The sequence below is a fragment of the Nonomuraea sp. NPDC049269 genome, assembly GCF_043197155.1.
Lineage (GTDB): Bacteria > Actinomycetota > Actinomycetes > Streptosporangiales > Streptosporangiaceae > Nonomuraea.
Genome location: NZ_JBICSO010000005.1, coordinates 116649 through 130635, shown reverse-complemented (window position 1 = coordinate 130635; position 13987 = coordinate 116649). Strand labels below are relative to the sequence as shown.

Below are 13987 nucleotides of genomic sequence, written 5' to 3'. Positions count from 1 at the left end.
TGCGCCTTACGCTCCACCCCCTAACGGTTAGCCAATAGATAGCGGTTAGCCGTCAGGGGTGTCAAACGCCGTACACTTCGCGATCACCCGGGGCAGACGGGTTCCCTGAGGCAGGGGAAGGCAGCTCTTACCGGTGGGATAGTTCGAAAGCGCGTTCGAGCATGGAAGCCTCTCCCTACCGGGCACACGGGGGCCCGCAACGCGAGGAGACTTTGTCATGCCCGTCCCGACGTCCTTACGCGCGATCGCGCTCACCCTGGTGACCGCCACCGCGCTCGTCCTGCCCGCCTTACCCGCGCATCCGGAGGCGGCGACGACGGCGCAGCCCAACGTGGTGGTCAGGTGGAACACCGCGCTGCTCGCGGCGGTGCGCGGCGGCACGCTGGGGCCGCCGTTGGTGGCCAGGGCGCTGGCCACCGTGCACACCTGCGCCTATGACGCGTGGGCCGCCTACGACCCGGTCGCCGTCGGCACCCGGCTGGGCGGGTCGCTGCGGCGGCCCGCGGCCGAGCGTACTGAGGCGAACCGCGCGCAGGCGATCAGCTACGCGGCCCATCAGGCGGCCGTCGATCTCTATCCGGCGCAGCGGGCCGGGTTCGACGCCCTGATGACCGAGCTGGGCTACGACCCGGCCGACCAGTCCAGCCAACCGGCCCAAACCGGTCTGGCCGCCTGCACGGCGGTGCTCGACTACCGGCACGCCGACGGCGCCAACCAGCTCGGCGGCTACGCCGACACCACCGGCTACGCGCCGGTCAATGCCCCGATGGTGGTCGCCGACCCGCTGACCACGGTCAACGATCCGAGCCGGTGGCAGCCGCTCACGTACCGCAACAAAGCGGGGGTGGTGGTGACGCCGCCGTTCCTGGCGCCGCACTGGGGCGGGGTCGCCTCCTTCAGCGGTCGCGCGCGCGATCTGGCCGGCGGTGTGCCCGCGCCCGCGACGTACGGCACGGCCGCCTACCGTGCGCAGGCCGCCGAGATCGTGGCGGGCACCGCCGCGCTGACCGACCGCCAGAAGGCGATCGCGGAATACTGGGCCGACGGCCCCAACAGCGAGACGCCGCCGGGACACTGGTGCCTGTTCGCCCAGCAGATCTCCCTGCGTGACGGGCACAGCCTCGACCAGGACGTGAAGATGTTCTTCGCGCTGGCCAACTCGGTGCAGGACGCCGGGATCGCCTCGTGGGAGGTCAAGCGGCACTACGACTCGGTACGCCCGATCACCGCGGTCCGCTTCCTGTACCAGGGGCAGCAGATCGCGACCTGGGGCGGCCGGGTGATCGACGGCGCGACGTGGGTGCCCTACCAGGTGCCGACGTTCCCGACGCCGCCGTTCGCCGAGTACGTCTCCGGCCACAGCACGTTCAGCGCGGCTGCGGCCGAGGTGCTGCGGCGCTTCACCGGCGGCGACGCGTTCGGCGGCTCGACGGTGATCGCGAAGGGCTCGTCGCAGGTGGAGCCGGGTGTGACCCCCGCGAACGACGTGACGCTGCGCTGGCGTACCTTCAGCGACGCAGCCGACGAGGCCGGGCTGTCGCGCAGGTACGGCGGCATCCACTTCCGCGCCGGCGACCTGCAGGGCCGGGCCCTCGGCCGGGCGGTCGGCAGCGCGGCGTGGCAGCGTGCGGCGGCCTACTGGTCCGGACGCGGCTGAAGCCGGATAGTCAGCCGCGTCCCGGGCTGGTCGGGACGCGGCTCAAGCAGCGCGGTCAGCCGCGCCACGGCCTGCTGGTCGGGACGCGGCTGAACCGGCGCGGTCAGCCCTTGGCCACCAAGGTGAGCACGTCGTACTTGGCGACCACGGCGCCGTCCTGGTTGGTGACCTCGGTGTCCCAGCGCACCTCGCCGTAGTCGGCATCCTCGCGAGGGGTGATCTGCTTGGCGGTGAGGGTCACGGTCAGGGCGTCGCCGGGGAAGGTCGGGGTGAGGAAGCGCAGGTTCTCCAGCCCGTAGTTGGCCAGCACGGGGCCGGGGTCGGGCGAGACGAACAGCCCGGCCGCGAACGACAGCACGAGGTAGCCGTGCGCGACCCGCCCGCCGAAGAACGGGTTGGCGCGGGCCGCCTCCTCGTCCATGTGAGCGTAGAAGGTGTCGCCGGTGAACTCGGCGAAGTGCTCGATGTCCTCGAGGGTCACGGTGCGCGGCCCCGCCACCACCGTGTCCCCCACCTTCAGCTCTCCCAGGTGCTTGCGGAACGGGTGCTCGCCGTCGGCCCTGGGCGCGCCGGGCACCCAGCGGCCGGTCAACGCGCTGAGCATGGACGGCCCGGCCTGCACCGCGGTGCGCTGCATGTGGTGGAGTACGCCCCGGACGCCGCCCATCTCCTCACCCCCGCCGGCCCGGCCGGGGCCGCCGTGGATGAGGGCGGGCAGCGGGGAGCCGTGCCCGGTGGACTCCTTGGCGTCCTCCTCGTTCAGCACCAGCAGCCGCCCGTGCCAGGGGGCGGCGCCGATGATCACCTGCCGGGCGAAGGCCGGGTCCGCGGTGACGATCGACCCGACCAGGCTGCCCTGTCCCCGCGCGGCCAGCTCGACGGCCTGCTCGGCCGTGCGGTAGGGCAGCAGGGTGCTGACCGGTCCGAACGCCTCCACCTCGTGCGGTTCGCCGCGTTCTGGGTCGTCGGCGCGCAGCAGGATCGGTGACAGGAACGCGCCGCGTTCGGCGTCCGCGTCGATCACGTCCACCCGGTCGGGGCTGCCGTAGACGAGGCGGCTCGCGTCCAGCAGCGCCTTGAGCGCTCGCCGGACCTCCTCGCGCTGCTCCAGGCCGGCCAGCGCGCCCATGCGTACGTCCGGGTTGGCGGGATTGCCCACCTTCACCCGCGCCAGCCGCTCCGCGGTCGCCTCGGCGACGTCGTCGATCACCTCGGCGGGGACCAGCGCGCGGCGGATCGCGGTGCACTTCTGCCCGGCTTTGACGGTCATCTCGGTGACGAGCTGCTTGACGAACAGGTCGAACTCGGCCGTGCCCGGACGGGCGTCGGGCCCGAGGATCGAGCAGTTCAGTGAGTCGGCCTCGGCGTTGAAGCGCACCGAGCGGCCGGTCACCGCCGGGTGGTGGCGCAGCCGCAGCGCGGTGGACGCCGATCCGGTGAAGGCCACCAGATCCTGCTCGGTCAGGTGGTCGAGCAGGTCACCGGCCTCCCCGCAGAGCAGTTGCACGGTCCCTTCGGGCAGGATGCCGGACTCGGCGATCAGCTCCACCAGGCGAGTGGTCAGGTAGGCCGTCTGACTGGCCGGTTTGATCAGGCTGGGCATCCCGGCCACGAACGCGGGCGCGAGCTTCTCCAGCGGCCCCCAGACGGGGAAGTTGAAGGCGTTGATCTGCACCGCGACGCCGGGCAGCGGCGTGCAGATGTGCTGTCCGAGGAAGGTGCCGCCCTTGCTCAGCGGCTCGGCGGGGCCTTCGACCAGGATGGTGTCGTTGGGCAGCTCGCGCTTGGCCTTGCTCGCGTAGGAGAACAGCACGCCGAGGCCGCCGTCCACGTCGAAGCGCGAGTCGGCGAGCGTGGCGCCGGTGTGGGCGGACAGCGCGTACAGCTCCTCGCGGTGCTCGCGCAGGTGCAGCGCCAGCGCCTTCAGCAGCGCGGCGCGCTGGTGGAAGGTCAGCTCCCGCAGCGCGGGACCGCCCACCCGGCGGCCGTACGCCAGCGCCGCCGCCCGGTCGACGCCGGTCGCGGAGACGCGGGCCACCTCCTCGCCCGTCACGGCGTCCTTCAACGGCACACCCTCGTCCGGCGGGACCTGCCACCGGCCGGACACGTAGCTGCGTAGCGGAGTCACCGCGGGGCCCCTCCTGGATGAATTACCTACCGGACGTTCAGTCAGCAGGTTAACCCGGTGGTCGGGAGGATGGAAGCGGCAGCGCCGTGGCTCAGGAGCTCAAGGGCCCGTCCCGACGGACTCGGCCGAGTCGCGTTCGATGAACCGGGTGGGCAGGCGGCGGTGTACGGGGCGGCGGTCGGTGCCGTGGACGCGGTCCAGGAGCAGGCGGCCCGCCTCCGCCCCCAGCTCGTACACCGGCTGGGCCACCACGCTGAGCGGCGGGGAGATCGCCTCGGCCCAGTCGGCGTCGTCGAAGCCCACCAGCGACACGTCGGCGGGACAGCGCAGCCCCAGCCGCTTGAGCGCCTGCAGCACCCCCAGCGCGAGCAGGCTGTCCAGGGCGAGTATCGCGGTCGGCGGGTCGGGCAGCGCGAGCAGGCGGGTGGTGGCCGCGGCGGCGTCCTCCCTGCGGAAACCCTCGGCGCTGACCAGCTCGGGCCGGGGTTCGATGCCCTTCTCGAGCAACGCGTCGCGGTATCCGGCCGCGCGGGCGCCGACCGTGGTGGCGCCCAGGCGTTCGACGCCGCGCAGCCCCGGGCGGGCGAGCCGGGGCCGCAGCTTCTCATCGCCGCCGGTCAGTAAGGCGATGGAGCGGTGTCCCAGCGCGAGCAGGCGTTCGGTGGCGTCCTTGGCGGCGGCGCGGTTGTCGATGCCGACCGTGTCGGCATCGAGACCCGGAACGCGCCGGTCGAGCAGCACGATCGGGATCCCGGCGTCGATGACGCCCTGCAGTGCGTCGCGGTCGGCGGTGTCGGTGGGCGCGACGATGAGGCCGTCGACGCGCCGCTCGGTGAGCACGCCGAGCGCCTTGCGTTCGAGCGAGAGGTCCTCGTCGGTGTTGACCAGCAGCACCTCCCAGCCGCGCTCGTGCGCCACGTCGGCGACGCCGCGCAGGGCGCGGGAGAAGAACGGGTTCTCGATGTCGGGTACGAGGACGCCGAGCGTGTGGGTCAGCCCGGTGATCATGCTGCGGGCCAGGCTGTTGGGCCGGTAGCCGAGCCGTTCGGCGGCGGCCAGCACCGCCTCGCGGCTCTTGCCGCTCACCGAGCCGTAGCCGCCGAGCGCCCGCCCGGCCGTCGCGGTGGAGACCCCCGCCTCCTTGGCGACGACCTCGATCGACGGCATGCTCCGCCGAGCGCTGCCGCTCATCCGCACCCCCGGGCTGCTAGATCGTGTCCAGACCATCATGCTCTCACTGACGAGAGGCGATCACCGTAGCGGATTTCACGAGGGCTATTGACATGCGTCTCAGCGATTGAGAACGTTCTCACTCAAGCGAGTGAGAACCTTCCCAGTCACAGGAGAACGTGTGGAGCCACGCTTGATTCGCCTGGTGGCCGTCGGGGACAACGTCGTCGACTGCTATCCCGACCTCGGCGTCATGTATCCGGGCGGCAACGCCGTCAACGTCGCCGTGCACGCCCGCCGTACGGGCGCCGAGTCGGGCTACCTGGGCGCGGTCGGCACCGACGCGGCCGGGCGCGTGGTGCGCGACGCGCTGGCCGCCGAGGGCGTGGACCTGTCACTACTCCGGACGGTGGACGGGCCGAACGCCGTCGCCACCGTCCGTCTCGTCGCGGGCGAGCGCAAGTTCACCGGCGGACGCGAGGGCGTCTCGCGCTTCCGCCTCTCCCCCGCCGATCTGGTACGGCTGGCGGAGGCCGACATCGTGCACACCGGCGAGTGCTCGTTCCTGGAGGGCCAGCTCGACCAGCTGGCCGCGCACGCCAGGCGGCTGTCGTTCGACTTCTCCGAACGCCCGTGGGAGTACGTCGAGGCGCATGCCCGGCACGCCGGGATCGCGATCCTGTCCAGCCCGTCCGGCTCACGGGACGAGGCGCTCGCGCTGGCCCGGAGGGTGCGGGCGCTCGGCCCGGCCACGGTGGCGGTGACCCTCGGCGCCCACGGCGCCGTCCTCGTCTCCCAAGCCGCCGGATCTGCCGGGACCGCCGTCGGGACCGCCGCCGAGACCGCCGTCGGAGCCGCCGTCGGGGCAGCCGACGTCCTGGCGGTCGCTGAGGACGTGGTCGTCTGGGGCGCGGCCGAGCCCGTCGCCGTGGTGGACACGCTCGGGGCCGGGGACGCGTTCATCGCCCGCCTGCTGGTCGGCCTCGCCCGCGGCGAGGACCTGCCCGCGCTCGCCGTCGCGGCCACCGCCTACGCCTCCCACGCCTGCACCTCCTACGGCGCCTTCGGGCACGAAGCCCCCCTGCCAAGCACCAAGGAGACCCCATGAACACGCATCGCTGGACCGCGCTGCTCCTCGGTACCGCGCTGGTCACCGCGGGTTGCGGCGGCGGTTCCGCCGGAGCGCCCGCGAAGGCCGACCTGTCGGCGCCCAAGGAGAAGTCGGGCACGCTGACGATGGTCACCAAGTTCGCCGATCCGAAGTACGCGCCCTACTTCGAGAAGGTCGTGGCGGCCTACAAGGCGGCCAACCCGAAGGTCGACATCAAGCTCGAACAGGTCGGCGACCAGCCGTACAAGGACAAGATCCGGGTGCTCACGGCGTCGAAGGACCTGCCGGACATCTACTTCTCGTGGGCGGGCGACTTCGCCAACAAGTTCGTCCGGGCCGGGCTCGCCGCCAACCTGACCGGTGTCATCGGCCCGGACACCCCGTGGGGCTCGACGTTCGCGCCGGCCGCGCTGAAGACGTTCCAGTACGGCGGCAAGTACTACGGCATGCCGATCGACCTCGACGCCAAGTACCTCGCCTACAACAAGGCCGTCTTCACCAAGGCCGGCGTGCAGGTGCCCAAGTCGTTCGAGGAGCTGCTGACCGCCTGCGACACGCTCAAGGCCGCGGGCACGCAGCCCATCGCCTTCGGCAACCAGTACGGCTGGGCGGCCATCCACTTCATCACCCAGCTGAACGCCTATGACGTGCCCGCCAAGACGCTGGCCACCGACTACGCCCCGGCGACCGGGGCCTTCACCGACCCGGGCTACGTCACGGCGCTCAAGCAGTTCGCCGACCTGGTGTCCCGCTGCGGCACCAAGGACGCCAACGGCCTGTCGCACGAGACCGCGCAGGCGCAGTTCCTGGACGGGAAGGCGGCCATGCACTACCTGGAGTCGGTCGAGTTCGACGTGCTCGACAAGTCGAAGCTCGACTGGAGCTTCCTGCGGCTGCCCGCCCCGGCGAGCGCTCCCGGCGACACCGGCGCGCTGACCGGCGCCCCCGACGGCTTCCTGGTCAACGGCCAGAGCAAGAACGCGGGCCTGGCCGTCGACTTCCTGAAGTTCCTGTCCAGCAAGGAGAACGCGGCCACGATGACCAAGGACATCGGCTGGCTCAGCCCGGTCAAGGGCTCGGCCACCGCCGAGAACTCCTACCCGCAGCTCACCGACGCCCTGAAGGACATCGACAAGGCCGGCAGCTTCGCCGTCTGGCTGGACACGATCACGAACGCCGAGGTCGCCGGCGCGTACCTGTCCGGGGTCGAGGGCATGCTGTCGGGCTCCCGCACCGCCGAGCAGGTCATGGCCGGCGTCCAGAAGGCGGCGGCCAAGGCCAAGAAGGACGTCGGGTGACCGTGCTGAGGCGGTGGCGGACCTGGGCCTGGGTGCTGCCCGCCGTCGTCCTCCTGCTGGTGTTCGTCTATTACCCGATCGCCGACAACCTGCGGTTGAGCCTGTTCTCCTGGAACGCCTTCTCGCCCGAGCCCCGGTTCGTGGGCCTGGACAATTACGTTGAGGCGTTCGGCGACCCGGTGTTCTGGCGGGCGCTGGGCAACAACACCGCCTATGCCGTGATCTCGCTGATCTTCCAGGGCGGGTTGTCGCTGGTGCTGGCCGCGCTGCTGGAGGAGCTCGTCGGGCGGCGGATGCGCGGGGTGCTGCGCACGCTCTACTTCATCCCGGCCGCGATGTCGATCACGGTCGTGGGCGTGCTGTTCTCCTTCCTCTACAACCCCCGGTACGGCCTGCTGAACGAGGCGCTCAAGGGCGTCGGCCTCGGCCGGCTGGCCAGGGCCTGGCTGGGCGAGGAGGGGTCGGCCATCTGGAGCGTCATCGCGATGAGCCAGTGGCAGTCGGTCGGCTACACCGCCGTGCTGTTCGTGGTGGCGATCCAGCGCATCCCCCGCGAGTACTACGAGGCCGCCAAGGTCGACGGCGGCGGCCCGGTGCGTATGTTCTTCTCGATCACGCTGCCGATGGTCCGGGAGATGACCACGCTGGTGGTCATCCTCACGATCTCGGGTGCCTTCCTGGTGTTCAACGAGGTCATGGTGATGACGGCCGGCGGGCCGGACAACTCCAGCCAGGTGCTCGGCACGTGGCTGTACCGCAAGGCGTTCATGGAGGACGACATGGGCTACGCGGCCACGGTCGCCACGGTGATCTTCGTCATCACGTTCGCCATCGCGGCCGCGCAACTGGCCGTCTCCCGCCGACGGAGGTACGACGCATGAGCTCGACCAGCCTGACCCGCCCGGCGGGCTCGGCGCACGGGACAAGGGTGCGCACCGGGACGTCCGTGCGGATGCGGACCATCGTGGCGCGGCTGCTGGGGTGGAGCCTGCTGGCCGGGTTCGGGGTGGCCGTGCTCTATCCGGTGCTGTGGATGGTGCTCAGCGGGTTCAAGGACAACCAGGAGATCTTCAACCAGCCGTGGGGGCTGCCCGGCGAGCTGCGCTGGGAGAACTGGGCGCGGGCCTGGGACCTGGGTGTCGTCCGCTACTTCACCAACAGCGTGATCGTCACCTCGGCGACGATCGTGGCCACGACGTTGATCAGCGCGTGGGCCGCTTACGGGATGTGCCGGTTGCAGCTGCCGTTCGGCAACGGGATGGCGTTGCTGGTGCTGGGCGGGCTGCTGCTGTCGCCGACTGTGGCGCTGATCCCGCTCTTCCGCCTCTTGACGTCTGTCGGGCTCTTCGACACGTACTGGGCATTGATCGTGCTTTATACGGCTTTTCGGGTGCCTTTCACGATCTTTCTGATCCGGGCGTACATGATCGAGCTGCCGCGGTCCGTGGACGAGGCGGCCACCATCGACGGGGCCTCCAGCACGCAGATCTTCTGGCGGGTCATCCTGCCGATGTCGCGGCCGATCCTGGTGTCGGCGGCGTTGCTGCAGGCGCTGTTCGCGTGGAACGAGTTCGCGTTCGCGCTGGTGTTCGTCAGTGACGATTCGCTGAAGACGCTGCCGGTCGGGCTGATGGCCATGCAGAGCCGGCTGCTCACCGACTGGCCGGTGATGCTGGCGGGGCTGAGCATGGCCGCGCTGCCGACGATCGTGCTGTTCCTCATCGGTCAGCGCCAGTTCCTGCGCGGCCTCACGGAGGGCGTCGGCAAGTGAACCTTCACTGTTCAGCGGCCACGTCGACGATCGTCTTCACGACGTCGCGCGGCGGGTCGGCCAGGCCGCGCGCCACGGCCTGCGAGAGCGGGACGGTCTGGGTGGGCAGCCGGTGGACGCGGACGTGCCCGCCGTGCAGCAGGGCGACCGCGGCCCGCAGGTCGGTGTCCCACCGGTGGGAGGCCGACCCCACGATCCGCTTCTCGCCGAGCACCACGTCCAGGGTGGGAAGGGCGGCCGGCTCCGGCGACACGCCGAGCAGGACCGTGGTCCCGCCGCGCCGGCACAGCGACAGCGCGCTCTCCACCGCGGCCGCCGGCCCCGCGCACTCCACCACCGCGTCGGCGCCGCGGCCGTCGGTCAGTTCGCGTACGGCGTCGACGGCGGAGCCGGGCGCCACGCCGACCAGGCCGCACGAGCGGGCCAGCGCGCGGCGGCCCGGGTCCGGGTCGACCGCGACGACCGTCGCCGCCCCACGGGCCCTGGCCACCTGGGCGACCAGCAGGCCGACGGCTCCGGCGCCGACCACCGCGACCACCGCCCCGGACACGTCGCCGGCCTTGTCGAGCGCGCGGACCGCGACCGCCGCCGGTTCGGCGAAGACGGCCACGGCGGCGGGCATGCCGTCGGGCAGGGGGACGCAGCGAGCGGCCGGCGCCACCAGGTACTCCGCCAGCCCACCGTCGGCCTGCAGCCCGAGCGCCGCGCCGCGCTCGCACAGCGGGTAGTCGCCGCGGGCGCACCACCAGCACCGGCCGCAGCCGAGCACGACATCCGGCACGACCGGGGTGCCGGGGTCGAGGGCCACGCCGGGCCCCGCCTCCGCCACCACGCCGACGACCTCGTGTCCCAGGGTGAGCGGCGCGGCCCGGCCGGTCAGCGGGTGCGGTTCGACCGGCACCACGACCGGCCCGAACCGGTACTCCTCGCTGTCGCTGCCGCACACGCCGCACAGCGTGACCGCGATCAGGACCTCTCCTGGACCCGGCGCGGGCACCTCGGCGTCGACCAGCCGCACGTCGCCGCGGCCGAACCAGCGCAGCGCCCTCATCAGCGGCCGACTCACGACCGGGTCCCGGACAGCCGGGTGGTGACGTCGGCGCGTTCGGTGAGGCCGGGGACGAGCTCCACCCCCAGTCCCGGGCGTCCGTCCAGGGTCACCGTGCCGTTCTCCACCTTCGGCAGGCCGGTCGCGAGCTCCTGGTACCAGGTGTGCTGGAACGCCCGCACGCTCTCCTGGACCAGCGTGTTGGGCTGGCTCAGGGCCAGGTGGACGCAGGCCGCGAAGGAGATCGGCCCGGTGCAGTCGTGCGGCGCGAACGGGATGTCGTACGAGTCGGCGAGCGCGGCGATCTTGCGCGCCTCCGTGAGGCCGCCCGACCAGCCCATGTCGATGATCGCCACCCGGATCGCCGAGCGCGCCAGCAGTTCGCGGAACGACCGCTGCCCGGTCAGCGTCTCGCCGGTGGCCAGCGGCACGGACGTCCCCGCCTGCAGGGTCGCGTAGGAGCCGTGGCTGTCCGCCCGCAACGGATCCTCCACCCAGAACGGGGCGAACCTCTCCAGCTCCCGCATCAGGGCGGCGGCCGCGTACAGGTTCCAGAGCCCGTGCAGCTCGACCATGACCTCCATCTCCGGCACGGCGTTCTTGATCTCGTCGAGCACCCGCAGACCGGCCCGCAGCTCCGCCCGGTCCAGCCGGGTGCCGCCGGTGCGCTCGGCCGCCTGGTCGAACGGCCACACCTTCATCGCGCGGAAACCCTCGTCCCACAGGGACTTGGCCAGCTCCGCCGGCCGCTCCAGGAAGCCTTGGAGGTCGTCGTACGGCGAGGCGGTCGCCAGCCCCCAGTTGGACACGGCCTGGCGCGGCTCGTTCTTGACGTACGCGGGTCCGGCGCAGGTGTTGTAGACGGGAAGGCTGTCCTGGTACGGCCCGCCGAGCAGGGTGGACACCGGCTGCCCCGTGGTCCTGCCGAGCAGGTCCCACACGGCGAGGTCGACCGCGCCGTTGCCCCGGGTCTCCACACCGCTGCCCTGGAAGCCGACATGGCCGGTGAGCAGCCGGCGCAGCCGCTCCGGGCCGGGCAGCGGCGCGCCGACGAGGAGTGGGGCGACGGTCTCATGCAGGTACGCCTCGACCGCCTCGGCCCCGAAGAACGACTCGCCGAGGCCGGCGTGCCCGTCGTCGGTGTGCAGCCGCACCAGCAGCACGTTGGGCTGAATCGAACAACGGATGGTCTCCAGTCCGCGCACGGCCGCTCGGGTACTCATGGTTCCAGGACGTTATCTGGTAAGACCAGTAATCCGCAAGAAACAATTAACTCTTGACAGTAATGCTCCTACCAGCAAAGCTCTTGCAATCTGGTAAGACCACGGTCGGGACGGATGTTGAGGCTATGACGTTGACCGACAGACCCCTGGCGATCACCATGTGGGACTTCTCCTGGCTCGAACGGCGCTGGGACGGCGCCGGGTACGAGGACTGGGACCGCGCGCTCGACGAGCTCGTCGAGCGCGGTTACGACGCGGTGCGCATCGACGCCTTCCCCCATCTGGTGGCGACCGATCCGCATCGGACCTGGCGCCTGCTGCCGGTCTGGCACTTCGAGGCGTGGGGCGCGACCGAGCCCGTGTCCGTGCGCGTGCTGCCCGAACTGCTGGAGTTCATCCAGGCCTGTGCGACCCGGGGCCTGCGGGTGGCGCTGTCCTCCTGGTTCCGCCGGGACGAGCTCGACACCCGATCCCAGATCCGGACCGCGGCCGACCTGGCCCGTGTCTGGGACGTCACGCTGTCGGCCATCGAGGACGCCGGTCTCGCCGACGCGATCTACTTCGTCGACCTGGTCAACGAGTGGCCGATCCCGATGTGGGCGCCGTTCCTGTACGGGAACGACCCGGACGCCGTCATCCTGTCGCGGGGCGAGGAGGTGGTGCGGGGCTGGACGCGCGAGGCCATCGCCACTCTGCGCGCGGCGCATCCGCGCTACCGCTACACGCTGTCCATCGCCACCGAGACCACCGGCGCCGACGGCGAGGACCTCACCGAGCTGGACCTGCTCGAACCGCACGTCTGGATGACGCCGCAGGCCACCGGCTTCTACACCGAGATCGGCTACGACCTGGAGCGCTCCCAGTTCGACCCGCACGCCTACCAGGCGCTGTCCGGCCCGGCGGAACGCCTCTACCGGGCGGACCCGCGGCGCTGGGCCGACGGCCTCACCGCGCACATCGAGCGCGTCGCCGAATGGTCGCGGTCGGCCGGCAAGCCGCTGGTGACGACCGAGTGCTGGGCGGTCGTGAACTACAAGGACGGGCCGGGGCGCGACTGGGCCTGGATCAAGGAGCTGTGCGAGGTCGGGGTACGTGCCGCGCTGGCCACCGGCCGCTGGGAGGCGCTGGCGACCAGCAACTTCTGCGGGCCGCAGTTCATCGGCATGTGGAAGGACGTGGCCTGGCACCGGAGCATGACCGACGCCATCCACGCGGGGGTAACCGAGTTCACCGCCGTTCCCTGAACGGCCTGTGTTTTGGAAGGAACCGCACACATGAGTGCCATCCCCCGTCGAGACCTGCTGCGTGGCGCCGCCCTGCTCACCCTCGGTGGCGCAGTGAGCCAGCTGACCCTGACCGGGTGCGGGTCGGCCGAGCAGCCGGTCGGCTCCAGCAAGGCCGGGCCACAGGGCCAGGTCGTCGTCTGGATGCATGAAGAGCCCGCGAACACCAAGTACTTCAACGCCAAGATCGCCGAATATCAGAAGAAGTACCCGAAGGTGTCGATCAAGCCGCTGTACGTCCCGATCGCCAACCTCGACACCAAGCTCTCCACGGCGTTCACCACGGGCGCGCCGCCCGACCTGATCAAGGTCGGCGCCTGGACGCTCGCCGAGCGGGCGTCGAAGGGGCAGCTCGCGCCGTTGGCGCCGGCGGACTTCGGCGCCGGCTCGCTCGACCAGCTCAAGAGCAGGTTCGAGGCCAACGCGTTCGCCGCGCTGACCTACGAGAACCAGGTCTACGGCACGCCGATCGACTTCAACTCCGTCCACCTGTGGTACCGCCGCGACCGCTTCGAGCAGGCCGGTCTCGACCCCGACAAGCCCCCCACCACCTGGGAGCAGATCGCCGAATACAGCCAGAAGCTCACCAACGCCGACGCCTCCAAGGTGGGGCTCCAGTGGCAGCTCGCCGACAACATCTGGGCGATGCTGAACTTCATCCCGCTGATCCGCGGGCTGGGCGGGCAGATCATCGACGAGAGCTCCCGGCGCGGCATGCTGAACACGCCGGAGGGCATCAAGGCGCTCGAATACTACGGCAGCCTCGGCAACCCCAAGCTGAGCGACCCGGTCGGCGCGTTCGGCCTGTTCGCCAAGGGCACCTCGGCCATGCTGATGTCCGGCCGGTTCACCTCGAGCCTCATCCCGGCCATCAACCCCGAGGCCAAGCTGGGCAAGACCTTCGACAGCGCCATCGTGCCCAGCTGGGAGGGCAAGGAGAAGGTGGCCGCCGGCTACTCCTGGGGCTGGTTCGTGGCCAAGAAGGCGAAGAATCCGTACACGGCCTGGCATTTCATCAACTGGCTCACCGAGGGCGACAACGTGAACCAGCAGCTGTCCGCCACCGGCCTGGTCACCCCGACGGCCGGCTGGCAGAAGCTGCCCAGCGCGAGCGACAAGGCCAGCCAGCAGCTTGAGGAGCAGATCCCGTACACCGATTTCGGCCCGGTGCTGCCGCAGTGGACCGAGACGATCAAAGCGCTGCTCGACTCGCTCGAATCGGTGATCCACAAGAAGCAGGACGCCAAGACAGCCGCGACCGCGTTCGACGACGCGGTGGGGCGGATTCTCAAGTGAGA

Annotated in this window: 11 protein-coding genes; 7 read left to right on the top strand and 4 right to left on the bottom strand. The window is 71.1% G+C overall.

The features are described from left to right. Positions 1-217: 217 nt before the first annotated feature. On the top strand, positions 218-1657 hold the full coding sequence (locus tag ACGFNP_RS28155) for a vanadium-dependent haloperoxidase (RefSeq protein ID WP_358313445.1): 1440 nt from the start codon (positions 218-220) through the stop codon (positions 1655-1657). A gap of 103 nt (positions 1658-1760) precedes the next feature. Here the strand turns inward: ACGFNP_RS28155 and paaZ are convergent, their stop codons facing one another. Both paaZ and ACGFNP_RS28145 read right to left on the bottom strand, forming a co-directional pair. Continuing rightward, a complete protein-coding gene (gene paaZ / locus ACGFNP_RS28150; protein ID WP_393323937.1) occupies positions 1761-3785 on the bottom strand; it encodes a phenylacetic acid degradation bifunctional protein PaaZ in 2025 nt (674 codons plus the stop codon). 99 nt (positions 3786-3884) lie between these two features. Next, on the bottom strand, positions 3885-4976 hold the full coding sequence (locus ACGFNP_RS28145; RefSeq protein WP_393323934.1) for a LacI family DNA-binding transcriptional regulator: 1092 nt from the start codon (positions 4974-4976) through the stop codon (positions 3885-3887). A 160-nt stretch (positions 4977-5136) separates the two neighbouring features. Between ACGFNP_RS28145 and ACGFNP_RS28140 the strand changes: the two genes are divergently transcribed. Genes ACGFNP_RS28140 through ACGFNP_RS28125 form a run of 4 tightly spaced genes read left to right on the top strand, consistent with a single transcriptional unit; the run spans position 5137 to position 9135 of the window. Beyond that, the gene (locus ACGFNP_RS28140) at positions 5137-6063 is read left to right on the top strand and encodes a PfkB family carbohydrate kinase (protein ID WP_393323931.1); all 927 of its coding nucleotides are present in this window, start codon (positions 5137-5139) and stop codon (positions 6061-6063) included. Beyond that, positions 6060-7364, top strand: coding sequence for an ABC transporter substrate-binding protein (locus ACGFNP_RS28135; protein ID WP_393323929.1), 1305 nt, complete (start codon positions 6060-6062; stop codon positions 7362-7364). The genes ACGFNP_RS28140 and ACGFNP_RS28135 overlap by 4 nt, the downstream gene beginning before the upstream one ends. Next, positions 7361-8245, top strand: a complete 885-nt coding sequence (locus ACGFNP_RS28130; protein ID WP_393323926.1) for a carbohydrate ABC transporter permease — start codon at positions 7361-7363, stop codon at positions 8243-8245. The genes ACGFNP_RS28135 and ACGFNP_RS28130 overlap by 4 nt, the downstream gene beginning before the upstream one ends. Then, positions 8242-9135 (top strand): carbohydrate ABC transporter permease, encoded by an 894-nt coding sequence (locus ACGFNP_RS28125; protein ID WP_393323923.1) that lies wholly within the window; start codon positions 8242-8244, stop codon positions 9133-9135. The genes ACGFNP_RS28130 and ACGFNP_RS28125 overlap by 4 nt, the downstream gene beginning before the upstream one ends. 4 nt (positions 9136-9139) lie before the next feature. On the opposite strand, the gene ACGFNP_RS28120 is transcribed toward ACGFNP_RS28125, so the two are convergent. Together ACGFNP_RS28120 and ACGFNP_RS28115 are read right to left on the bottom strand one after the other, a co-directional pair. Next, a complete protein-coding gene (locus tag ACGFNP_RS28120) occupies positions 9140-10201 on the bottom strand; it encodes a zinc-binding dehydrogenase (protein ID WP_393323920.1) in 1062 nt (353 codons plus the stop codon). Then, positions 10198-11406: a mandelate racemase/muconate lactonizing enzyme family protein gene (locus tag ACGFNP_RS28115; protein ID WP_393323917.1), complete on the bottom strand. Its 1209-nt coding sequence runs from the start codon at positions 11404-11406 to the stop codon at positions 10198-10200. The genes ACGFNP_RS28120 and ACGFNP_RS28115 overlap by 4 nt, the downstream gene beginning before the upstream one ends. 131 nt (positions 11407-11537) lie before the next feature. Here ACGFNP_RS28115 and ACGFNP_RS28110 point away from each other — a divergent pair, with 131 nt between their 5' ends. Both ACGFNP_RS28110 and ACGFNP_RS28105 read left to right on the top strand, forming a co-directional pair. After that, the gene (locus ACGFNP_RS28110) at positions 11538-12650 is read left to right on the top strand and encodes a cellulase-like family protein (protein ID WP_393323914.1); all 1113 of its coding nucleotides are present in this window, start codon (positions 11538-11540) and stop codon (positions 12648-12650) included. 30 nt (positions 12651-12680) lie between these two features. Continuing rightward, positions 12681-13985: an extracellular solute-binding protein gene (locus tag ACGFNP_RS28105; RefSeq protein WP_358313475.1), complete on the top strand. Its 1305-nt coding sequence runs from the start codon at positions 12681-12683 to the stop codon at positions 13983-13985. Positions 13986-13987 lie beyond the last annotated feature (2 nt).